The sequence below is a fragment of the Burkholderia sp. BCC1977 genome (assembly GCF_905339595.1).
GTDB lineage: Bacteria > Pseudomonadota > Gammaproteobacteria > Burkholderiales > Burkholderiaceae > Burkholderia.
In genome coordinates this window covers 243,074-265,189 of record NZ_CAJPGQ010000003.1, presented here as the reverse complement: position 1 = coordinate 265,189, position 22,116 = coordinate 243,074, and the positions used below count along the sequence as shown (strand labels likewise).

At 65.3% G+C, this 22,116-nt stretch carries 21 protein-coding genes; 12 read left to right on the top strand and 9 right to left on the bottom strand.

All coding sequences use genetic code 11. The features are described 5' to 3' along the window. Window positions 1-13 precede the first annotated feature (13 nt). Complete coding sequence (locus U5771_RS04900) at window positions 14-1,213, bottom strand: glycine C-acetyltransferase (protein WP_322022926.1); 1,200 nt, start codon at window positions 1,211-1,213, stop codon at window positions 14-16. 161 nt (window positions 1,214-1,374) lie between these two features. Here U5771_RS04900 and U5771_RS04895 point away from each other — a divergent pair, with 161 nt between their 5' ends. The 3 genes from U5771_RS04895 (at window position 1,375) to U5771_RS04885 (ending at window position 3,607) form a co-directional block, all read left to right on the top strand. Beyond that, the gene (locus tag U5771_RS04895; protein ID WP_322022925.1) at window positions 1,375-1,983 is read left to right on the top strand and encodes an XRE family transcriptional regulator; all 609 of its coding nucleotides are present in this window, start codon (window positions 1,375-1,377) and stop codon (window positions 1,981-1,983) included. Between the two features lie 130 nt (window positions 1,984-2,113). Next, a complete protein-coding gene (locus U5771_RS04890; RefSeq protein WP_322022924.1) occupies window positions 2,114-2,491 on the top strand; it encodes a DUF2471 family protein in 378 nt (125 codons plus the stop codon). Between the two features lie 102 nt (window positions 2,492-2,593). Then, window positions 2,594-3,607, top strand: a complete 1,014-nt coding sequence (locus U5771_RS04885) for a tyrosine-type recombinase/integrase (RefSeq protein WP_322022923.1) — start codon at window positions 2,594-2,596, stop codon at window positions 3,605-3,607. A gap of 139 nt (window positions 3,608-3,746) precedes the next feature. Here the strand turns inward: U5771_RS04885 and U5771_RS04880 are convergent, their stop codons facing one another. Further along, window positions 3,747-4,928 (bottom strand): DNA-binding protein, encoded by a 1,182-nt coding sequence (locus U5771_RS04880; protein ID WP_322022922.1) that lies wholly within the window; start codon window positions 4,926-4,928, stop codon window positions 3,747-3,749. A 1,800-nt stretch (window positions 4,929-6,728) separates the two neighbouring features. On the opposite strand from U5771_RS04880, the gene U5771_RS04875 reads away from it, so the two are divergent. Continuing rightward, on the top strand, window positions 6,729-8,093 hold the full coding sequence (locus U5771_RS04875) for a replication initiation protein (RefSeq protein WP_057925458.1): 1,365 nt from the start codon (window positions 6,729-6,731) through the stop codon (window positions 8,091-8,093). Window positions 8,094-8,187: 94 nt separating this feature from the next. Here U5771_RS04875 and U5771_RS04870 read toward each other — a convergent pair whose 3' ends face one another. The 3 genes from U5771_RS04870 to U5771_RS04860 all read right to left on the bottom strand — a co-directional run bounded on the left by U5771_RS04870 (window position 8,188) and on the right by U5771_RS04860 (window position 10,400). Beyond that, window positions 8,188-9,249 (bottom strand): ParB/RepB/Spo0J family partition protein, encoded by a 1,062-nt coding sequence (locus tag U5771_RS04870; protein WP_322022921.1) that lies wholly within the window; start codon window positions 9,247-9,249, stop codon window positions 8,188-8,190. A gap of 23 nt (window positions 9,250-9,272) precedes the next feature. After that, window positions 9,273-9,935: a ParA family partition ATPase gene (parA, locus tag U5771_RS04865; protein ID WP_040138954.1), complete on the bottom strand. Its 663-nt coding sequence runs from the start codon at window positions 9,933-9,935 to the stop codon at window positions 9,273-9,275. 81 nt (window positions 9,936-10,016) lie between these two features. Further along, a complete protein-coding gene (locus U5771_RS04860; RefSeq protein WP_322022920.1) occupies window positions 10,017-10,400 on the bottom strand; it encodes a hypothetical protein in 384 nt (127 codons plus the stop codon). 482 nt (window positions 10,401-10,882) lie between these two features. Between U5771_RS04860 and arsC the strand changes: the two genes are divergently transcribed. After that, window positions 10,883-11,239, top strand: a complete 357-nt coding sequence (arsC, locus tag U5771_RS04855) for an arsenate reductase (glutaredoxin) (protein WP_322022938.1) — start codon at window positions 10,883-10,885, stop codon at window positions 11,237-11,239. 604 nt (window positions 11,240-11,843) lie between these two features. Here arsC and U5771_RS04850 read toward each other — a convergent pair. Beyond that, window positions 11,844-12,083: a zf-HC2 domain-containing protein gene (locus U5771_RS04850; protein WP_322022919.1), complete on the bottom strand. Its 240-nt coding sequence runs from the start codon at window positions 12,081-12,083 to the stop codon at window positions 11,844-11,846. Further along, window positions 12,064-12,660 carry an RNA polymerase factor sigma-70 gene (locus U5771_RS04845; protein WP_322022918.1) on the bottom strand — a complete coding sequence of 199 codons (597 nt, stop codon included), beginning with the start codon at window positions 12,658-12,660 and terminating at the stop codon, window positions 12,064-12,066. Before U5771_RS04845 ends, U5771_RS04850 begins: the two co-directional genes overlap by 20 nt. A 368-nt stretch (window positions 12,661-13,028) precedes the next feature. Between U5771_RS04845 and U5771_RS04840 the strand changes: the two genes are divergently transcribed. Next, window positions 13,029-13,583: an NAD(P)H-dependent oxidoreductase gene (locus tag U5771_RS04840; protein ID WP_322022917.1), complete on the top strand. Its 555-nt coding sequence runs from the start codon at window positions 13,029-13,031 to the stop codon at window positions 13,581-13,583. A gap of 45 nt (window positions 13,584-13,628) precedes the next feature. On the opposite strand, the gene U5771_RS04835 is transcribed toward U5771_RS04840, so the two are convergent. Further along, window positions 13,629-15,872 carry a hybrid sensor histidine kinase/response regulator gene (locus U5771_RS04835; RefSeq protein WP_322022916.1) on the bottom strand — a complete coding sequence of 748 codons (2,244 nt, stop codon included), beginning with the start codon at window positions 15,870-15,872 and terminating at the stop codon, window positions 13,629-13,631. A 467-nt stretch (window positions 15,873-16,339) separates the two neighbouring features. Here U5771_RS04835 and U5771_RS04830 point away from each other — a divergent pair, with 467 nt between their 5' ends. From U5771_RS04830 to U5771_RS04820, 3 genes are read left to right on the top strand one after another with little or no spacing between them, the layout of a single operon-like run. Beyond that, on the top strand, window positions 16,340-16,708 hold the full coding sequence (locus U5771_RS04830; protein ID WP_322022915.1) for a response regulator: 369 nt from the start codon (window positions 16,340-16,342) through the stop codon (window positions 16,706-16,708). Next, complete coding sequence (locus U5771_RS04825) at window positions 16,701-17,327, top strand: chemotaxis protein CheC (protein WP_059604625.1); 627 nt, start codon at window positions 16,701-16,703, stop codon at window positions 17,325-17,327. The genes U5771_RS04830 and U5771_RS04825 overlap by 8 nt, the downstream gene beginning before the upstream one ends. Beyond that, window positions 17,324-18,274 (top strand): diguanylate cyclase, encoded by a 951-nt coding sequence (locus tag U5771_RS04820; RefSeq protein ID WP_322022914.1) that lies wholly within the window; start codon window positions 17,324-17,326, stop codon window positions 18,272-18,274. The genes U5771_RS04825 and U5771_RS04820 overlap by 4 nt, the downstream gene beginning before the upstream one ends. Before the next feature lie 46 nt (window positions 18,275-18,320). Here the strand turns inward: U5771_RS04820 and U5771_RS04815 are convergent, their stop codons facing one another. After that, window positions 18,321-19,205 (bottom strand): alpha/beta fold hydrolase, encoded by an 885-nt coding sequence (locus U5771_RS04815; protein WP_322022913.1) that lies wholly within the window; start codon window positions 19,203-19,205, stop codon window positions 18,321-18,323. A 205-nt stretch (window positions 19,206-19,410) separates the two neighbouring features. Between U5771_RS04815 and U5771_RS04810 the strand changes: the two genes are divergently transcribed. From U5771_RS04810 to hpnE, 3 genes are all read left to right on the top strand, one after another. After that, window positions 19,411-19,743, top strand: coding sequence for a hypothetical protein (locus U5771_RS04810; RefSeq protein ID WP_059538785.1), 333 nt, complete (start codon window positions 19,411-19,413; stop codon window positions 19,741-19,743). Between the two features lie 258 nt (window positions 19,744-20,001). Next, window positions 20,002-20,850 (top strand): presqualene diphosphate synthase HpnD, encoded by an 849-nt coding sequence (hpnD, locus tag U5771_RS04805; protein WP_322022912.1) that lies wholly within the window; start codon window positions 20,002-20,004, stop codon window positions 20,848-20,850. Window positions 20,851-20,854: 4 nt separating this feature from the next. Then, on the top strand, window positions 20,855-22,108 hold the full coding sequence (gene hpnE / locus U5771_RS04800) for a hydroxysqualene dehydroxylase HpnE (RefSeq protein WP_322022911.1): 1,254 nt from the start codon (window positions 20,855-20,857) through the stop codon (window positions 22,106-22,108). Window positions 22,109-22,116: the final 8 nt, after the last annotated feature.

Genomic DNA, 22,116 nt, shown 5'->3' with positions numbered 1-22,116 from the left:
GGTCGCGCCTCCGTCAGACGATGCCGAGCGACTTGCCGACGCGCACGAACGCGGCGACCGTCTGATCGATCTGTTCGGGTGTATGCGCGGCGCTCATCTGCGTACGGATGCGCGCGCGACCGCGCGGCACGACCGGGAACGAGAAACCGATCACGTAGACGCCTTCGGCCAGCAACTTGTCGGCCATGTTGGTCGCGAGTTGCGCGTCGCCGAGCATCACCGGGATGATCGGGTGCGCGCCCGGCACGAGCGTGAAGCCCGCGGCGGTCATCTGCTCGCGGAAACGCACGCCGTTCTCGCGCACGCGCTCGCGCAGCTTGGCCCCTTCGTCGCTGCCGAGCAGTTCCAGCACCTTCAGCGACGCCGCGGCGATGCTCGGTGTCAGCGTGTTCGAGAACAGGTACGGACGCGAACGCTGGCGCAGCAGTTCGACGATCTCGCGGCGGGCCGCGACATAGCCGCCCGATGCGCCGCCCAGTGCCTTGCCGAGCGTGCCGGTAATGATGTCGACGCGACCGTCGACGCCGCAGTGCTCGGGCGTGCCGCGGCCATGCGCGCCGATGAAGCCGACCGCGTGCGAATCGTCGACCATCACGAGCGCACCGTAACGATCGGCCAGATCGCAGATGCCCTTCAGGTCGGCGATGATGCCGTCCATCGAGAACACCCCGTCGGTCGCGATCAGCTTGTGGCGCGCGCCCGCTGCGTCGGCCTCCTTCAGCTTCGCCTCGAGGTCGGACAGGTCGTTGTTCTTGTAGCGGAAACGCTTCGCCTTGCAGAGGCGGATGCCGTCGATGATGCTCGCGTGGTTCAGCTCGTCGCTGATCACCGCGTCGTTCTCGTCGAGCAGCGTCTCGAACAGGCCGCCGTTCGCATCGAAGCAGCTCGAATAGAGGATGCTGTCCTCGGTGCCGAGAAACGACGCCAGCGCGCTTTCGAGCTGCTTGTGCACGGTTTGCGTGCCGCAGATGAAGCGCACCGACGCCATGCCGAAGCCGTCCTGGTCGAGACCGGCCTGCGCCGCCGCGATCAGGCGCGGATCGTTCGCCAGACCGAGATAGTTGTTCGCGCAGAAATTCAGCACGCCGGCACCGCCGGCGAGCCGCACGGCCGCCGCCTGGGGACTCGCGATCTCGCGCTCGGTCTTGTAAAAACCGTCCGCGCGGATCTGGTCGAGCGTCCCGCGCACCTGGGCGAGAAAGGCATCACGCATCGCAAAGCTCCTGACAGGGATTCGCATTCCGTCGCGCGCCGCTCGTGGCGGCAGCGCAACGGCCTGCTACTGTTATAGTCGGTCGTTCGGTTGACCGCATTTATCCGATATTCCGAACTAGAATTCGAAATACCGAACAACTCTAAGCGAACGGAAACCAAATGGCAAGTTCCTCAGCGCGGCGCACGCCTGCCGGCGCCGCACCGCAGCCGTCGGGCGTGACGCCGCCGCGCGTCGGCGAGCAAATCCAGCGCCTGCGCAACGAGCGCAAGCTGACGCTCGACGACCTGTCGCGCGCGGCCGGCGTGTCGAAGTCGATGCTCTCCGAGATCGAGCGCGACAAGGCCAACCCGACGATCGCGGTCGCATGGCGGCTCACGAATGCGCTCGGCATCACGCTCGACGAGCTGTTCTCGCAGCCGAAAGCGCCGGAGACGATCCGCGTGGACGGCCCGCACGACATCCCGACGCTCGCCGGCCACGACGGCCGCTATCAATTGCGCGTATGGGGCCCGATCGACCTGGCCGGCAAGTTCGAGTGGTACGAACTGACGCTGCCGGGCGGCGGCGCGCTCGTGTCGAACGCGCACGAACCCGGCACGCGCGAGCACCTCACCGTGCTGCAAGGCGCGATGGAAATCGAAGCTGCGGCGGCAACCCGGCGCCTGAAGGCGGGCGACACCGCGCGCTACCCGGCCGACACGCCGCACGCGATCCGCAACCCCGGCAAGGCCGAAGCGCGCGCACTACTGATCGTGATTCATCGCTGACGATGCGAATAGCTGGCCTAAAGGCCAGTTGCGGAAAATACTGTATGTTTGTACAGTATACGGACATTCCGCCATGCATGGGCCGGGGTCGGCGCACCGAGGCGCCCGCTCCGGTCGACAGGAGCCTGCGATGACAGAAGAACAAGATTTGGCCGCGCTCAGCTTCAAGGCTGCCGCGCACGACCTCGAGCTGATCGTTCGCCATATAGCCGGGCGCTACATCCGTCAGCGCGTCCCGCTGTCGTGGCGCCTGCTGCACGCCATCGAAGCCGAAGCGCTCGCCGATCTCGGCTTTGCCAGCCGGCACGAGGCCGGCATGCGTCAACTGTTCGAACGGCCGTCGGACATGACCTTTCCCGAAACGGACGATCCGATCGACTTCGGCCGATCGAATGCGCTGCCCGCCGTCTTCTCGTTCGCGGTCCTCGCGTATGAAGCCGCGGCCAGGTCGCAGGAAGCGGCCCCTCACGAGCGCGTTCATCGCCCGTCGAAGGCGTGGGGCGACTGACGCCACGCCCGGGCCGTCCGACACGGCGGGCGGCTCCCGCATCCTGCTGTCCGCGACGTTGCGGAAAGGGCTACCATATACGCAACTAACGGAATAAATAACATGTCCCTTCCTACCCCCTCCGACACCCCTGCACGCCCGGAAGAAAAGGATCTGTTCGACCGCGGCGCGTCCGACTGGATCGTCTCGCCCGAAGCCGCGTTCGACGCATGGCTTGCCATGCAGGACTACCGCCGTTCGTCGGCCGACGTCTACCGCGCACAATGGGGTGCGTTTCTCGCCTGGATGCGTGCTCACCAGAAAAACCTGGCCACGGTCGATACCCCGACGATCGCGAATTTCGTCGGCGAGCTTCCGATCCGAAAAACGCAACGAATGCGCTATTTGCGGCTGATCGAACGCGTGCTCGATCACATCCGTCGCACCGAACTCGCGTCCACCAACCCGGCCCGCTTCATTGCTCAGGATGGCGAAGCGAACTGGCGCCAGGCACGCGACAACGAACCGACCGGTTTCCTGACGCCAGCCGAACGCGCGAAGTTGCTGGCCTACCTGTTTTCGCCAATTGGCGTCTCCGGCTCCGCATACTGGAAAGAGCGGCGCGACCGCGCACTCGTCGCCGCGTTTCTCGGCGCCGGCGTGAAAACCGGCGAAGCACGCGCGCTCACGATTAGTTGCATCAACACGAGCGGCACGTCGCTGCAGATCCCGTCGACGCATCCCGATTTCGCGCGCGAAACCCATCTGGCGTCGTTTGCGATCGCGTTGCTCGAAGCATGGCTCGTGGAGCGCAAGCGCCAGGAGATTCCCGGCGAGCTCGTGTTTCCCGCCTCGCACGCCGGGCGGCCGATGCACAAGGCGACGATGCTGCGCGCGATCGATGCGATCGTCGAATCCGCGGGGCTCACGTCGTCACGCACCGCGCGCGCGAGCCCGCAAACGCTGCGCAACACCTATGCAGCCGAACTGTTCGAACACGACGTGCCGCCCGAGCGGGTCGGCAAATGGCTCGGCTTCATGCGGCCAATCTCGTCGAACCGCCTGCACCGCGCGTGGAAAAACTGGCGCGACGATCTCGCGAATGGTGACGCGTCCGACCAGGACGAAACTCACTGATGCCGAACCGGCTGCTCACGCGACATGATCCGTGAGCAGCCTTGTGCGGTATAGCCTCACCGTTTCACAGCCCCCGAAAAACCTCACCTCACGCGTCCCGAATCGCCTCACCTGTGCGATCGCTGTGCCGGCCGACGTGTCAATCGCGTGCAAAGCGTGCGACCGCTTCGAATCGCGAAGGCCAGGGCCCCGACGCATGCTCACATTCGGGGCACGATACTTCGAACCCGGCATCGCCATGCGACAGCTCCGGTTCGCCGTCGCAATGCGGACACTGGGTCGGCACAGGAATGTCGTGATCGAGCGACGTTCCGATCGCGGAAAACGCGTCCGCATCCAGCTGACCCGCATCGGCCAGGCGCCGGATCAGCGCGGAAATCTCCGGATTCATCCCGCGGCTCGCGCGCAGCGTATTCACGTCGCGCGTCGCACGATCCAACTCGTCGCTCTGGGTACGCAGCTGTTCCTCGAGCCGGTCCGCGCGGGACTTGGCCGAACTCAGTTGCTGAAGGAAATCGAATTCCTTGCGCTGCACATCGCGCAGACCGCTCTGGTAGGTCGACGCCATGCTGCGCAGCGAGTCCAGCTCGACCAGCATCGGTTTGACGCGACGCTCGGCTTCGGCCACCGCATCCTTGATCTGCTGCGCATAGTGTTCGGTGCGCTGCTGCAATTCGGCTTGCAGCGTATCGATGCGATCGCGCAGCCCGGCGTTCTGCGTCTGTTCGGCGTCGACGCGGCCGGCCATGGCGGCCAGTTCCTTTTCAAGCCGGGCGACTGTGGTGAGCAGCGTCGCCTCGTTTGCCGAACCGTGCGTCGATTGAGAGGCCAGCAGCACCTCGAGTTCGGTCACGCGCGCCTGCAACTGCTCGTTGCGGGTTTCACTGCGCGTCAGCGCGCCTTCGAGGGTTTCCTGGCGAACCGTGGCGTCGCGCAGCCGCTGTTCTGCATCGGTCACGCCGGCGCGAACCTGTTCGCGGTCGATGTCGAGACTTTCCCTGGCCGCTTTCAACGCCTCTTCATACAGCGCGCCGAGCAATGCGCCGGCCTTTTCCTCGACCGCTTTTGGAATCGCCGCACCGTCGAGCCGGATTTTCGATGCGGAACGGATCCGTTCCCAGAAATGATCGATGTCCTTCGGAATGTCGCTGGCACTGCCGGTCTGGGTCAGATCGCGGACGTTGGCGGCCGACGGCCGGATGCCGAGATCGAAGAACAGGCGCTTGCAGGCATGCAGCGACAACTCCTGGCGACGTGCGCCGCTTGCGCGCAGCGATTCCAGTTCTTCTCGGATGACTTCACGCATTTCATCCAGCGTCATGGCAGGACTCACAGACATTGATATGTTGCGATCATAACGAAATACGTATCTTTTGATACTTTTTTCGTCGACCGTGGTGAATTTGCGTCGCTGTGCACAGAAATCGGAGCTGTGAGCCGATCTGGATGAACCAGCGTCTCGATTTCGTGAAACAAAGCGAAGAAAGCGAGCCAAGTCCTTGTGCCGAAAGCATTTTTGAGGAGGCCCCGAAAATGTGCATTTGTTTCACATGACGGGCGTCATCGTAGCCTGTCGGTGTTCAGGGGTTGGGGTGTCTGTGGAAAACTCGACGACCGATGTCTTGAGAGTATTAGAAGTAAACACCCTTGAACCCTTAGTTAAAAACGTTAACGCCACGGCACAGCCTTATGTGGCAAGGCTTTCCGGCCGACAAGGTGAAGTTTTACGGGAACCAAGGTGATCTTCTGCGGGAGCTGAAGTGATGGGGTTCAGGGAGCTGCGTGAGCCGATGCAGGAAAGGTCGTGAGCGGATTCGGGATCACAGTGAAACACGAGATTTCCCAAAGGTGAGGTTTTTCGGGGCCACACAGCCACGGAACCCGCGCCGTGCCTGCACGCACAGTTTTCTGCCTGTGCAGACATAGGTGAGAATTTGCGGGACCTTCTTCGCGCCCCCATTCTGCCCATCTTTTGGGCAGTTTTCGTGAAAGGTGAGGTTTCACGGGACTCCACAGGGATTTGCTGTGAGGATTTCCGGGAAACGACCGCTATTTTGCACAGCAAAAGCACCCTGTGGCACCTGTGAAGCCCGAAAGGTGAGGCTTTTCGGGAGCGAAATCCGGGTTTTCCTGCCCGGATCCCGTTGAGGTGAGCTTTTTCGGGGCGTCAATCACAGGCTGCCGTCCACTTCAGAGGTGAGGCTTTTCGGGAGCGTTATTTGCTCGAAAATTGGTTAAAGGTGAGGTTTTTCGGGACCAAAGACGGGGTGAATTCGCTGAAAAGCCCGCCTGGACTGGCAGAAATCTGATTTTTGCTGTGCCACTTTTTGGCACAGGTGAGATTTTTCAGGAGTCGACACACAGCTGTCGCATACGCTCCCATGCGGCAAAGGTGAGGCTTTTCGGGGGATTGCCGCCCGACACAGCAGAACGCCTGCTGCACATAAGTATCGGATGTCATTGACATTTTTGATACCGCGGCGGTTACGGTGAGACTTTTCGGGAGTTGCGTCCGCGTCCGTTGGAACGCCGCTTTTTTCAATAAGGTGAGGTTTTTCGGGAGGTCCGGGCGGCCGATCCCGCGTGTGCCGGGGATTCGTCCGGATCCGGGTCACAGAATTCCGAGCCGTTGAGGTGAGAATTTTCGGGACCGAACGGTTTCGGTGCGCTGTACAATGCGCGCCCGGGCCTGTGAAACGGCTTCGATCGACTCACCGGGCACCTTTTCGGCGCGGGTTTCCGGATCCCGGTCAGCCGCGCCTGTACATGCATACAGGCTGGTACGGGCCGGTTCGCGCGAGGTCGCGACATCCAGTGGCGACCCTGTGACGAGAACCCGAATGCCCAGTCGTAAAATTACGACAAATCGAAAGGTGAGCCGATACGGGAGCAAGTTTCGCACGTGTCGAGCACAGGCAAAAATCTGTGAATCCGCGCATCCCGCGACACGTCTGGACGAGTCCGAAACGCTGTAAATCCGGACCGGTGAGGGTTTTCGGGAGAGGGTTGGGGTGAGTGCCGTTTTGCACGCGCACTTCACCGGCTATGGTGAGCATGTCGTTCTGGACGCACATCACCACAGGCGCTATCCTTCCGTGAAACTTCTCCTCCGACCCGACGCATGGCCACGAAGCGCGCCAAGAAAACCGATGTGGATGTGGTGAGTGCCAGTTCAGCCGAGTTGCGTAAGGCCGTCGAGGCGATCGCAATTCAGCCGAAGAGCGGCAAGATCACGCTCCTGACCCGCAAGCTGTTCAACGTCCTGCTCGCCGTCGCGCAGCAGGCCGACGACTCGGGCGATACGTATCGCGCGCTGCTGTCGGATATCGTCGCCAACTCCGCCTTCGATTCGAACGACACCGCTCTGGTGAAGGAACACCTGCGTCGCATGGTGTCGGTCCAGGTCGAATGGAGCACGGGGACGTCCAGCCAGAAGCCGGGCCGCAAGTGGGGGATCTCGACGCTGATCGCCGATGCCGAAATTCTCGAGGATCCGGCCACCCGCCGCGTGTGGGTCGAATTCTCGTTCGCACCGAAGATCAAGAAGAAACTGCTCGACCCGGTCCAGTACGCGCGTCTGAGCCTGCAGTTCCAGAGCCAGCTGCGCAGCAGCGCCGGCCTCGCGCTCTACGAAATCTGCGTGCGCTACCTGACGAACCCGAGCCACCTGACGATGCGCGAGCCGTGGGAATGGTGGCGGCCGATCCTGTCGGGCACGCCCGATACGGAAGCCGGGGACGAGGCGAAGCGCGAGTACAAGTACTTCAAGCGCGACTATCTGCGTCCGGCGATCGCCGAGGTCAATGCGGTCACCAACATCTTCGTCGAACTGATCGAGCATCGTGAAGGGCGGCGGGTCGCGGAGATCCAGTTCCGCGTGACCGAGCGCAAGCAGCCGATGCTCGCGCTCGACGAGCATCCGAACGTGTTCGACAGCACGCTGGTCGACCGGATGGTGAAGCTCGGGATTCCGCTCAAGGAAGCGCAGACGCTCTACGCGGACAGCGAGGAAAACCGGATTCGCGCCGCGCTGCAGATGACCGAACAGCGGATGCGCAGCACGACGCTGCCGCCGGTGCGCAGTGCGCCCGCGTTGTTCAAGGATGCGCTGAAGAAGGGCTATGCGCCGCCGGTCGAGTCCGTCGACGCGCTGCCTTCCGGCACGCCTGCCGCGAAGGTGGTCGCGGCGCAGCCGGACGATCTGAAGGCGCGTCTGTTGAGCGAATTCGCGGCGTTCCGCCGCAAGGAAGCGAAGGTGCTCTACGAGGAGCAGGGCGACGCGGAGCGCGAAGTGGCGCGCGAGTCGTTCGAGTCGGAAGTGTTGCCGACGATGGGCTCACACCTGCGTGACGACTGGCGCAAGCGCGGTCTCGATTCGAAACTGGCAGAGACGGCGTTTTTCGACTGGCTGGCCCAGAAGACCTGGGGCGAGCCGACCGACGGCGACCTGCTGTCGTTCACCCTGAATCAATCGCGGGCCGCCTGAGGCCCGTTCAGGCCCCTGTGACGGGCCGCCGCCGGCCGCCGGCCCATCCGGCGGGCCCGGCGTCTCGCCAGGCCCTGCCGGCCGGCCGTTTCCATCACTCCGACAACAGCATCCGCTCGAGCTGCTCGAGGATCGCGTCGCGCTTGTCCTTCGGGAGGCCGCGCAGGCGCAGTTCGATGCGGTCTTCGCCGTACGATTTCAGGTCGCCGACCGACTTGCCGCCGAGCTTGATCTCGAGACGCTGCGCATAGCGCTGGCGGCCCGCCGGCTTCGGCGTTTCCTGCGCCGCGACGCGGCCCTTGACGATGTCCGACACCTGGCGCGTGCTGAGATCGTCGGACACGATCTTGTTGATCAGCCGAAGCGTCGCCTCGGTGCCGCGCGCATTGTGATAGCGGCCGACCTGATACGCCATGTTCGAACCGAAGCGATCGGTGCGCGCGACCATCTCCTGCATCACGCTTTCCGGCAGCTTGCCGATCGACAGCGCAACCGCGACTGTGGACTCGTCAAGGCCGAGATGCTCGGACAGTTCCTTCTGACTCTGGAAGTGCTTGTCGTCGAGGAAGCGGCGCCACACGACCGCGTTGTCGAACACCGTCTGCGAATCGCGCTGCACGTTCAGGTCGTAGCCGAGCTTGTAGCTCTGAATCCCGATCGGCACGTCGATCACGATCGCCTTCACCGACTCCTTGTTCGCTTCCTTCAGCGCGCGCACACGGCGGCCGCCGTCGCTGACGAAATACGAACCCGGATTGTCGTAGTCCGGAATCACGTGGATCGCCTGCTGCTGCCCCTGCTTCGCGAGGTTGACCGCGAGTTCGGCAATCGACGACTTCAGATAGAAGTGCCGCGGGTTGAACGGGCTATGCTTGATCGCCTTCAGCGACAGCTCGATCACCTGGCCGGGCGCATAGCGGTTCTCGAGGCGCCACGCGCGATATTGCGGCGACTCGTCGGTCGACGGATCGAGCAGGACGTCCGGAGCCGGCGGCGGCGTGATGTCTTTCTTGGCCGACTTCGTCGGGGCCGGCGTGGCAGTCTCGGATTTGACGATGCCGTCGATGGCATTCAGCCGATCAAGCGCCGTGCGCTTCTCGCTCGTCGTGATATCCGGGCGCGCTTGGAATCCTTTTGCAAATTGGGAGGGTTTCATGTGACTCCTTTATGCGCATAAAGTCAGGGCAGCATGGCGACGATTTCGTCGGCACATGCGCGGATTTCCGCGGCGGCCAGCTTGGCTCCGCGATCGTTCATCTGCAGCACGGTCTGACCGAGCGCCATCGCCTGCTTGTACGCTTCCCGCGTCGGGATTTGCGTCTTCAGCAACGGGAAGCCGAGTTCCTCGAGCGCGCGCTTGAGCTCGCGGGTCAGCATGCGCTTCTCTTCGGTCTTGTTCAGCAGGAAGACGGCGCGGAGGTCTTCATTCATCACCTGCGCCTGCTGGATCAGCTTGACCAGCCCGACGCTCGACCAGTAATCGGCCGGCGACGACGAAGTCGGGATCACGGCGATCGACGCGGCCAGTAGCACGACGCCGGAGACCTTCTCGGTGATCGACGGCGGGCAGTCGACGACGATGATGTCGTAGTCGTTGATGAACTTCTTGATCTCGCGATGGATCTGGCCGCCGGCTTCGGCGAGGTTGACGACCGGGAAAGGAATGCCGGCGTCGCTGTCGCCGGATGCGCTCGACCAGTGGACCAGTGTGTTTTGACCGTCTGCGTCGATGACGAGGACGCGCTTCCCTTTCTCATGGAAGGCCGCGCCGAGGTGCATGGCAATCGTGCTTTTGCCGACGCCACCTTTTTGTTGAGTGACTGCAATGATTTCCGCGGCCAATTTTCACTCCTGTTTTTGGTCGTTGGAATTCTACAGGACGATATTTATATTTCAATGAAATTGTCGTTCGCCAACTACGCGTTAGCCATTCGGTATGCGCATAAACGAATGGGGGACGTCGGGTGGCGACGAGATTGCTGCGGTGGATGATGAGCGCTGGATCTTCGTGGTGGTGGACGATTCAGGATCGTGTTCGAGATACCAGTCGTTGCGATCTGTCAGGACCTGCCCTTCCACTTGTTGAGGGCGGGCGCCGTCTTGTTGGAGGGTGAGTTTGTGCGCATAAACTTCCGCGGCGCCGGAGCGCGTCCACGAGTTGAAGTCCTCGCTCGAGCCGAGACCCGATGACGAGACCCGATGACGAGACCCGATGACGAGCCTCGCGGGGCTCGGGCCGACGCGATACGCTCCGTGTTCAGTGGCGAAGCAACGGCCGTTCTCCCTGCGTTTATGCGCATAAACCATGGAGAGGCTCGGCAGCGATTAGCGGTCGCGCGTCGGCAAGCGTGCGTAACGAGAACCCCGCGACGATGCTGCGGACGCCATCACGTATCGCCCCGCTGATCATTCGAGGCTTCGAATTGCCCGGGCTGGCCGCGATATCCATGGACCCGCCCACCCCGGGAAACGACGGCTTTATGCGCATAAACCCAGAGGCGGATAAACCATACGGTGGCCCCCGCGTCGTCGCCTGACGTGCGCCGTCGCGATGCGCCGTTATTCACCCGCGCTTATTCGCCAACGTAGACTGCCTCGGCAATCGCCCATGCAACGCACTTTATGCGCATAAACGCATCGAGCGACCTGCGCGCTCGTCGGCAAGACCGACCCTCCCCTCACGCCACACCGAGACTCCAACTCCCCTTCCGCCCGCGCGCCGGCGCCCCGCTGAAACGCCCGCAACCAGACTGGCTACAATACGTGCCTTTCCCATCCAGGCCCGAATGATGATCACGATCTACCACAACCCCCGCTGCTCGAAGTCCCGCGAGACGCTCGCGCTGGTCGAGACGCTGAACACCACCGGCACGCCGGTGAAGGTCGTCGAGTATTTGAAGACGCCGCCGACGGTTGAGGAACTGGAAGCGCTGCATCGTCAACTTGGGCGCCCGGTGCGCGACATGCTTCGTGACGGCGAGGAGCCGTACAAGACGCTGGATCTGGCCCGTGCGAACCTGACCGACGCGGAGGCCTACGAAGCGATCGCGGCTCATCCGATTTTGCTGCAGCGTCCGATCGTCGTGTATCGAGGCAAGGCAGCCATCGGCCGCCCGCCCGAGTCGGTGCGTGCACTGTTCGAATAATTGTTGTTAGGCGTATTTTTCTTATCGCATCATCCCGGCGCGAGCGCGCCGGGAATGAGCGGCTGAAGTCGCGAGCCGCAACCGACTACTACGGCCGCGATAACCGTCGGACGCTCGCACCGACAATCAAGGCGCCGGACCGACCGGTTGAATTCGAGTACCGCGACTGTCCACAGTAGCTGCACTGCCAGCAGTCATCAAATGAAGCCACTCGTAGCGGCAATCACAAGCCGCGCCGGATCGACCGGTTGAGCTCGAGTACTGCGACTGCCCCCCGTAGCTGCGCTGCCAGCAGTCATCAAATGAGCCACTCGCAGCGGCAATCACAAGCCGCGCCGGATCGACCGGCTGAATTCGAGTACCACAACCGCCCCCCGTAGCTGCACTGCCAGCAGTCATCAAATGAAGCCACTCGTAGCGGCAATCCCAAGCCGCGCCGGATCGACCAACCGAATTCGCACACCGCCAACGACGACCTCCGACGCCACCCAGCGAGCAGCCCGTACTCGATGCCCGCGAGCCACCTCCAGCGTCACCCGTTCGACGTCAACAACGACATCACCAGCCGCAACGCGTAACCGCCCAACGACACCAGCAACTCAACTCACCCCTGCCCGTCACCCGACGACTGATCCCGATCGCCGCCCGCGTCATCCCCCGCCCCCCGCCCCGCCGCCGCCGCATGCGCCGCCGTCCGCAGCAGCGCGATCTGCCCGCGATACGCCCGGCATCCGCTGCAAGTCGGCAGATGCACATGCACCTGCATGCGCTCATGAAGCGTCAAGGACCGGTCGAGCGCATCCGACAGCAGTCGCGTCACGTCCCTACATTTCCCCGGCAGCATCTTCGGTCGTCAGTCCTTTTTCGCTGAGGCAGGTGCGCAGGCGCGTGCGCGCCCGATACAGCAGCACGCTGCAATGATTCGTCGTCAACGTCAGTTCGCTGCAGATGTCGGCAATCTCGACGTCGAGGAATTCGCGCATCATGAACACGCGCCCGATGTGTACCGGCAGGTGGTCGAGGCAGGCCTGGAACAGCGTCCAGAACTGCCGTTGCTGCAACAGCGTCTCGGGGCGCGGCCACGGTCGCGGTTTCGTGTGCGCGGCCCAGTGTCCGTTTTCCTTGAACAACTCGCGATCGAGCGCGGATTCGCCGTCGAGCTCCGCGTCGAGTGCGGACAGGCTCACCGTCCGCTGCCGCGCGCGCAGGATGTCGATCAGCTTGTTGCGCAGGATGCCGAACACCCAGGTCCTGTGGGCAGACCGTCCCGCGAACTCGCCCGCATGCGACCACGCGGCGGTCAGCGCTTCCTGCACGGCGTCCTCGGCCGCATCGGCATCGCGGAGCTGGAGTCGCGCGAAGCGCAGCAGGTCGCGCCGCAGTTGCGCGAGATAGGCAGGGTCGTCGTACGCGGACGGCATGGCGGGTCGGAAGCCTTGCAAAGCGGGAGCGATCACGTGCGCGCCATCGGGCGGGCGCATCGCGGTGTGCGAGCAGCTTACTGGTCACGTCGCCGCGCTGCAACGCATGTTCGGTCACGAATTCACGAAGCCGGCCGGGGCGCTGCGCTATGCTTGCCGGAACCCCGCGGCGCGAAATCACGACGCGGGCGGTGTGTAACCTCAGACCATAACGGCCAAGTTATCCACAATTTCTGTGGAAAACCTTGTGGAAAGTCGGCCGGTCGGCCCCGTGGGACGGCTCGCGGGCTGGCCTGCCTATAAACAGACCTTTGTCGCCTGTCCAGAATCAATCGAATCGATTCCTCACTCACCGGAAGGAGAAAGCCATGTCCTATCGTGTTGCAGTCGTCGTCGGCAGCCTGCGTCGCGGTTCCTGGAACCGCGCGCTCGCGCACGCCGTGATCTCGCTTGCCCCCGCCGATTTCTCGTTCGAATTCGTCGAGATCGGCGAGCTGCCGCTGTACAGCCAGGACTACGACGCGGATTTTCCGGAAGTCGCGAAGCGCTTCAAGCAGTCGATCGAAGCGGCCGACGCGCTGCTGTTCGTCACGCCCGAGTACAACCGCTCGATCCCGGGCGTGCTGAAGAACGCGCTCGACTGGGGCTCGCGCCCGTGGGGGCACAACGCATGGTCCGGCAAGCCGGGCGCGGTGCTCGGCACGTCGCCGGGGGCGACCGGAACCGCGCTCGCGCAGCAGCACCTGCGCAACGTGCTCGCGTATCTCGATGTGAAGACGCTCGGCCAGCCGGAAATGTTCATCAAGCATGACCCGGCGCGCATCGACGACCAGGGCCAGATCGTCAGCGAGGACACCCGCAAGTTCCTGCAGGGCTTCGTCGACCGCTACGTCGACTGGGTGCGCGTGCTGAAGGCGGCCTGATCGCCGTCCCCTTCCCGCCGCCGGCACCGGCCCGCATGCCGCGGGTCAGGCGCCGGCGTGCCGCGCATCGCGCGCTTCGCGGATGCCGAGCAGGATCTCGTCGAGCAGCGCGATGTCGAACGGCTTCGACAGCACGCGCACGTTGACGGTACGCGTGCGGTCGAGCTCCTCCGCGTAACCCGTGACCAGGATCACGGGCAGCTTCCCCGGCCGCTGGTCGATCGCTTCGGCGAGATCGATGCCGTTCAGGCGGCCCGGCATGTGGATATCCGAGATCACCAGGTCGAATGCGTCGTTCGCGGCCGCACCCTCGATCAGGCGCAACGCGTCGTCGGCGCTGGGCGCATAGGTGACACGGTGCCCGAGCAGCGTGATGAGCGCCTCGGTGCCGGCCGCGACCTCGCTGTTGTCCTCGACCAGCAGCACGTGCAGGCCCGCAAGCACGCCTGCGTCGTGCGCGGCGGCCTGCGGTCGTGCGACGATGTCCTCGGCGCGTGCGCGCGGCAGGTAGAGGCGCACCGACGTCCCGGCGCCGACCGCGCTGTCGATCGTCGCGAGGCCGCCCGAGCGCTCGCAGAACGCGAACACCTGCGGCAGCCCGAGCCCCGTTCCCATCCCCTGCGCCTTCGTCGTGAACAGCGGCTCGAACGCGCGCGCGAGCACGTCGGGCGCCATGCCCGAACCCGTATCGTCGAGCGAGATCTGCACGAAGTCGCCGGTCAGCGGAAAGCCGTCCTCGCGGCGCAGCGTCACGTTGCGCGCACCGACCGTGAAGCGGCCGCCGACCGTCATCGCATCGCGCGCATTGACGGCGAGATTGATCACCGCGAGCTCGAGCTCCGCGACATCGACCCGGATCGGCCATACGCCGGGTTCGATCGCGACGACCAGCAACGATTTCGACCCGAGCGACGTCTTCAGCAGTTCGCGGCACGTGCCGACCCATTGGCCGACGTCGATCGTCTCGTTGTGCAGCGGCTGCTTGCGCGCGACGCCGAGCAGCTGGCGCGTGAGCGACTGGCCGTTCTTCAGCGCGCGTTCGATCGCGCCGAGTTCCTTGTCGAGATGCTGGACGCCGCGTCGCCGCGCGATCTGCACGTTGCTCGAGATGATCATCAGCAGGTTGTTGAAGTCGTGCGCGACGCTGCCGACCAGGTTGCCGAGCGCCTGCATCTTGCGCGACTGCCGGTACGCCGATTCGATCGAGCGCCGCATCGACGCTTCGGCCTGCCAGCGGTCCCAAGCCTCCTCTTCCGCCTTCAGCCGCTTCAGCGACAGCCAGATCACCGACCACAGCGCGATCGACGGCGCGAACATCGAGATGAACAGCACGCTCAGGTGTTCGTACCATTCATGCCAGATCGCGGCGGTGCGATACGCGCAGGTCACGTACACGGGATAGCTGCCGACCTGGCGGTACGCGACGATCTCGCCGCCGGTGCCGTCGTGGCGCACCCGCACGACGCCCGCGCGCGGATCGTTGCGGGTGTTGCCGAACGTGGCCGTGCGATCGGTATGCGTGAGCGACGGCGGCGGCGGATACGACGCGATCACCGCGCCGTCGGAGCGCGCGAGCGCCATCGTCATCGGCGTGGCCGCGCCGCCGAGCAGGTCGCGGTAGAACGCATTGAAATACGACGACTTCAGCGCGATCGACACCATGCCGGCGAACGAACCGTCGCTATGGCGTCGCGCGACGCCGGTGTTGAACACGGGGATGTTCTCGAGCTTGAGCGGCCCCATCATCAGCCGCGAGATGTGTTCGATGACCTTGCCGTCGCGGATGCCGGCGAAGTCGTCGCGGTACGCGATCGACGCATAGGGCGCCGGAAAGTAGAGGCTGTTCGCGAGCAGCATCCCGCTCGCGCCGAAGATCGACACCGCGGCCACCTGCGGATAGCCGCCGCCGATCGTGTTCAGCGCTTCGTGGATGTCGGACTCGCGGCGGCGCACGGTGGCGTCGTCCATGTCCTGCACGAGGTCGACGATGCGCGCATCGAGCGTCTCGCTCAGGTCGAACACCTTCAGCGCATGCTCCTCGGCGACGCGCACGGTGCGCATCGTCACGTCGCTCGCCGCGGCTTCGCGTGCCTTCAGGTCGTTGTACGCCATGACCGACACGTAGATGCACGGCAGCACGATCGCCGCGATCAGCAGCACGATCAGCGTCACGCGCCGGACCGCGAAATCGTGCTCGGGTGCGCCGGACGCGTAGCTGCCGTCGTCCTGCCAGTCGTCGGCGGGCGTGGAGGCGGGCGTGCGGGAGTCGGCGGGACGTTCGGACGTCATTGAAGAAGGCGGGTGAAGCGGAGGTGTTCCATCATAAACGAGTTGCGCTCGCCCGCCGTACCGCGGCACGGATGTGCAACCTGATGATTCCGACAGGGGAAAATGAAAGTTTGAAAACGCTATGAATCCGGCAGCGCAAACGTACACAAAGAAAAATTTTGCGTGCTTATCTCGAAAATGGTCGAAGCTGTTTTCGGAATGCCGGGCGATCGGATCAATTCTGTTCGAAATGGTGAAAATGGCGAGTTGCACCGCCTTCGGTTTACTCAGAGAATCGCGCCTTGCTTTCCCTATGACAGATATATGCGCCCGCCGGCGTTTGCGGCGCGGTGTGTCGCGTGCCTCGCGCCGCGGCGCCCGCGCGCGGCCGCACGGTGGTTGCCCGCGCGCGATTGCATGGCGCCTCAAGAAGCGCGCCGCGCGGTCGTTAACGCGAGAGAGACCATTCCGTATACCGCTTCGCCGCCATGCCTTTGCCGATCGTGATCGCCGACGACTCCTTGCTCGCTCGCAAACTTCTGACAAAGGCGCTGCCGGTGGACTGGGACGTCGATGTCGCGTATGCGGCGAATGGTCGTGAGGCCCTGGCGCTCTATCGTGACGGCAAAGCTTCCGTGATGTTTCTGGACCTGACGATGCCCGACATGAACGGCTATCAGGTGCTGGAGACACTGCGCCACGAAGATCTGAACACGTTCGTGATCGTGGTATCCGCCGATATCCAGCCGCAGGCGCAAGCCCGCGTGCGCGAGCTGGGCGCGATCGCATTCGTTGCCAAGCCCGTGACGTCGGAGGCGTTGCTGCCCATTCTCAAGGAGTATGGGTTGTATGCCTGAATCGGTGTTCACGGCGGAGCAACGCGACGCGTTGCAGGAGATCGCCAACCTCGCGATGGGCCGTGCCGCCGCACGGCTCGCGTTGCTGCTCGGGCACTTCATCGAGCTGTCGGTACCGCGTGTGCGCGTCGTGAAGGCCGCCGATGCGGGCGACGCGCTGCGCGAGATGACGGGCATCCACGAGAACGTGACGGCCGTGCGCCAGGGCTTCCGTTCCGACATCAAGGGCGAGGCGATCGTGCTGTGCCGCAGTGCGGGCGTCGCGCGGCTCATGTCGCTGATGGACCGCACGTTCGGCGACGGCGTGTATGCCGGCATGGCCACGCAGGACGAACTCGTGTTCGATGTCGCGAACGTGCTGATGAGCGCGTGCGTCGCGTCGATCCTCGACGAGCTCGGCCGCAAGCCGGTGTTCTTCCCGCCGGGGCTGCTCGGCGCGAACGTGTCGTTCGACGACGTGTTCCAGCCGACCGCGCTCGCCTGGAGCGTCGCGCTGCTGCTCGAAGTGAACTTCGGCCTCGAGGATCACGCGTTCCGCGCACATTTCGTGATGCTGATGGCCGAGGACTCGATCCGGCTGATGGGCGACGCGCTCGACGCGTTGCTGTCCGCGCTATGAACGCTACCCCCGCCGCCACCGCCGCGTCGCTGAGCGAGCTCGTGATCGAACGGGTGGGCTTCGGCCTGTTCGTGCTCGACCGCACGATGACCGTGCTGATGTGGAACCGCTTCATGCAGGACCACAGCGGCATCCCGGCTGCCGACGTGATCGGCCGCAACCTGTTCGACTGCTTTCCGGCGTTGCCGCGCGCGTGGCTCGAACGCAAGCTCGAGAGCGTGTTCCAGCTCGGCAGCTTCGCGTTCAGCTCATGGGAGCAGCGGCCCTACCTGTTTCGCTTCGAGCACGACCGGCCGATCACGGGCGGCGTCGACTACATGCAGCAGGACTGCACGTTCATGCCGCTCACGCGCGGCCGCGAAGTCGAGGCGGTGTGCGTGACGATCTCGGACGTCACGCACGTGAGCGTGATGCAGCGCGAGCGCGAGGAGGCGGTCGCGAAGCTGCGCGAGCACGCGAATCGCGACGGCCTCACCGGCATCGCGAACCGGCGCTTCTTCGAGGCGCGGCTCGGCGACGAATTCGCGCGCTGGCAGCGTTACGGCGGCGACCTGTCGGTGTTGCTGTTCGACCTCGACCACTTCAAGACGATCAACGACCGGTTCGGGCATGCGGCCGGCGATGCGGTATTGCGCGAGACGGCGCGCCGCGTCGCGTCGATCGTGCGCGCGCAGGATACCTTCGGCCGCTTCGGCGGCGAGGAATTCGCGCTGCTGCTGCCGTGCACGAATCTCGACGAGGCGATGCGGGTGGCGGACAAGGTGCGCGACGCGATCGGCGGCACGCCGGTCGACGCGGAAGGCGTCAGCGTGCCGGTGACGGCGAGCGTCGGCGGCGCGTGCGCGACGGCCGGCGCGCCGGCGTGCGACGCGCTCGTCAACGAGGCCGACACCGCGCTCTATCGCGCGAAGCGGCTCGGCCGCGATCGGTCGATCGCGTACGCATGACCGCCGCGCCGTTGCGTCGCCGCTCCGCGCGGACGATGCGCGCCGTTCAGCTTTTCGCGATATCCGCCAGCACGCCCGCCAGCACGGCCGGCTGCGACACGAACGGCGAATGGCTGCTGTCGAGCTGGTGCACGTGCGTCGGGTTGCCGGGCACGAACGCGTCGGCTTCGTCGATGAAGCGCTGCTGCAGCGCAGGCAGGATCACGCGATCCGCCAGGCACTTGATGTAGTGACGGTCGAGCGCGCCCCAGCGCGCGGCGGTCGTCGGGATCGCGGTCGCGAACGGCGCGGCCGGCACGTCGCAGGTCATCAGGTTCGCCACCGCTTCGAAATCGGCCTGCGGCACGTCGTCGTACAGTGCGCGCTTCGCGAGTTCGCGATACGCGGCGTCGCCGCTGCGCGGATCGATCCGCAGCGCGCCCGCGACGCGCGGGCTCGCGAGCATCAGCGGGCCCAGCATTTCGCCGGTGTTCTCGGGCGCGCGCACGTAGTCGAGGCCCGGCACGCCCGACGCAGGCATGAACGCCGCGAGATAGACGATCTTCGCGATCTTCTCAGGCGCGCGTTCCGCCGCGGCCGTGATCGCGAGGCCGCCCATGCTGTGCCCGACGAGCACGACCTTGCCGCGGCCGAGCGCATACGCATCGTCGACGGCCTGCATCACCTGCGTCGCGTAATCGTCGAGCGTGGTATTCGCGACCGGCGACGGTTCGGCGCCGAACGCGTCCTGGTCGAGCGGCCGTTCGAGATAGGACGCGGGAAAGCGGGCGTTGATGCCGTGCGCGGGCAGGTCGCGCGCGATCGACAGATAGCCGCGCGCGGCCAGCGCGGCCGCGACATGCGCGTAGCACCACGCACCGTGCCACGCGCCGTGCACCAGCACGAAAACGGGATGGTCGGATGGCGCGGCGGCGGTTACGTTCGTCTCCATGGTGTCCGTGTTTTTTCGAGAAAGGTGTTCATCTTAGACGAAGCCGCGCGCGTCCAAGCATGAACCCGCGGCCCGACCGTGCGCGGGCTCGCACCGGCTGTCGCGATGCGACCCTTTTGTCTCGTACAGGCCACATTTCGTCCTGATCTGATTTGAATTTGCGCCGAAGCGCGCTAATTTGACGCTTTGCTCCAGATTGCGCCCCATGAACGTCGACTACCTCTTCTACCGGCGGCCGGACAAGCCTGGCCCCTATTCGCTCGACGACCTGGGCGAGATCGCGCCGCCGATCGGCCCGAGCGACGTGGTGCGCGCGGGGATCGCGCGCGTGTTCGAGCAGATCGACTGGCAGGAGTCGCCCGACGTGCCGGGCGCGTGGTTCGGCACCGGCGGCCCGTCGTTCCAGTTCACGGCGGAGCCCGACGGGCGCGTGACGAGCTTCATGGGCTCGCGGCTCGAACGCCGCTCGATGCTGCAGCTGACCCGCGAAATGGGGCTCATCGCGCTCGATCTGCAGCGCGACATCGTCTACGGCTGACGGGCGGCGCGACGCCGTTCCCCGCCGCGGCCGGCCGCGCCGGCCCGCCAGCCCTCGGGCGGCCCGCCGGGCGCGGCGCGTGTCCGCCATCGAACTTCAAAGATTGCTATACTTTCGCCCAATTCCGGCTTCCGGCCGGTAATTTGTGCCTGTCTGCGTCGATCGTTCGCATATCTCGCACGCATTTGACGCCCTGACCAACCCAGCCGGGCATGGCTTCTTCAATCGCCCCGCGTGGGTGTCTCCGTGGAGCTCGTCTTGGCCGTTTCCAATCTCGTCGTGGACGAACAAGAAACCGACGCCGCTGCCGTCACATCGGGCAGTTCTTTCTATTTGGCAATGCGCATCCTGCCGGCGGTGCAGCGCGACGCGATGTTCCAGGTCTACGCGTTCTGCCGCGCGGTCGACGACATCGCCGACAGCGACCTGCCGCGCGCCGAGCGCAACGCGGGCCTCGATCGCTGGCGCGCGGACATCGACGCGTGCTTCGCCGGCCAGCCGCCGCGCCATCTGGCCGCGCTCGAGCGCGAGATCCGCGCGTTCGACCTGAAGCGCGAGGATTTCCACGCGATGATCGACGGGATGGCGATGGACGCCGCCGAGGACATCTGCGCGCCGGACGAGCCCACGCTCGACCTGTTCTGCGATCGCGTGGCGAGCGCGGCCGGCCGTCTGTCGGTGAGGATTTTCGGGATCCCGGAAGCGGAAGGCATCACGCTGTCGCACCACCTCGGCCGCGCGCTGCAGCTGACGAACATCCTGCGCGACATCGACGACGACGCGGCGATCAACCGCTGCTACCTGCCGCGCGAGCTGCTCGCGCGCGAAGGCATCGCGATCACCGATCCGGCGACGATCGTGCGCGACCCGGCGCTGCCGTGCGTGTGCGCGACGCTGGTCGAACGCGCGCTCGAGCACTTCCGCGCGGCGGACGCCGTGATGGACGCCTGCACGCGCGCGCAGGTGAAGGCGCCGCGCATCATGTCGGGCGCGTATCGCTGCATTCTGGAAGCCGCGATCGCGCGCGGCTTTGCCGCCCCGCGCGCGCCGCTGCGCAAGCCGAAGGCGCGCATGCTGATGATCGCCGCGCGCTACGCGCTGTTCTGAGCCGATGCCCAGAACCGTCCACGTGATCGGTGCAGGACTCGCGGGCCTGTCGGCCGCCGTCGAGCTGCAACGCCGCGGGCGGCGCATCGTGCTGCACGACGCGCATGCGCATGCGGGCGGCCGCTGCCGCTCGTGGTTCGACGGCGTGCTGAACACGACGCTCGACAGCGGGCTGCATCAGGTTTTCGCGGGGCAGCCCGCGACGCAGCGCTACCTGCGCGCGATCGGCGCGGCCGATCGGCTCACGGGCCCCGCGCTGCCTGAATGCCCGGTGGTCGACGTCGCGTCGCAGCAGCGCTGGACGCTGCGTTTCGGCAACGGGCGCTGGCCGTCGTGGTTGTTCGACGCCGCGTCGCGCGCGCCGGGCACCACGCCGCTCGACTACCTCGCGCTGGCCGCGCTCGCGTTCGCGCGCACCGGCCGCTCACTCGCACAGACGATGCGCTGCGACGGCGTGCTGTGGGATCGTTGGCTGCGGCCCTATTTCATCGGGGTGCTGAACGTCGAGCCGCGCCACGCGAGCGCCGAGCTCGCACGTGCGGCGCTGTGCGGCACGTTTGCCGCGGGCGGCCCCGGATGGCGCCCGCTCGTCGCGCGCCACGGGCTCGGCAGTGCATTCGTCGAACCGGCGCTGCGGATGCTGCAGCACGGCGGCGCGCAGATCCGGCTGAATTCGCGGCTCGATGCGTTCGAATTCGGCGCGCACGGCAATGCGGTCGATGCGGTCGCGATCGGCGGCGAGCGCGTCGATCTCGCGTCGGGCGACGCGGTCGTGCTGGCCGTGCCGCCCGAGGTCGCGCAGCCGCTCGTCCCGGATCTCACCGCGCCCGACACGTTCAGTGCGGTCGTGACCGCGTATTTCGCGGTCGATACACCGGCCGGCAGCCCGCTGCAGACAACCGTCGTCAACGGCGTGGTCGACGCGGTGCGCACCGGCGGCGGTCCGCTCGCGGCGACGATCCGCGACGCGGGCCGCTGGCTCGACATGCCGCGCGATGCGCTCGCGCGGCGCATCTGGGAAGACGTCGCGCGCGTGACCGGCGCGAACCCGGAAACCATCCCCGCGTGGCAGTTCGTCGTCGAGCCGCGTGCGGGGTTTGCGGCGGTGCCGTCGCAGGAAATGAAACGTCCGGCCGTGCGTACGCGCTGGACCAATCTTGTACTGGCGGGCGACTGGATTGCCACCGGCTTGCCCGCCACGATCGAGGGCGCGATCCGTTCCGGCCAGCTGGCCGCGGACGTGCTCCAGACACAATAAGAGAGGGA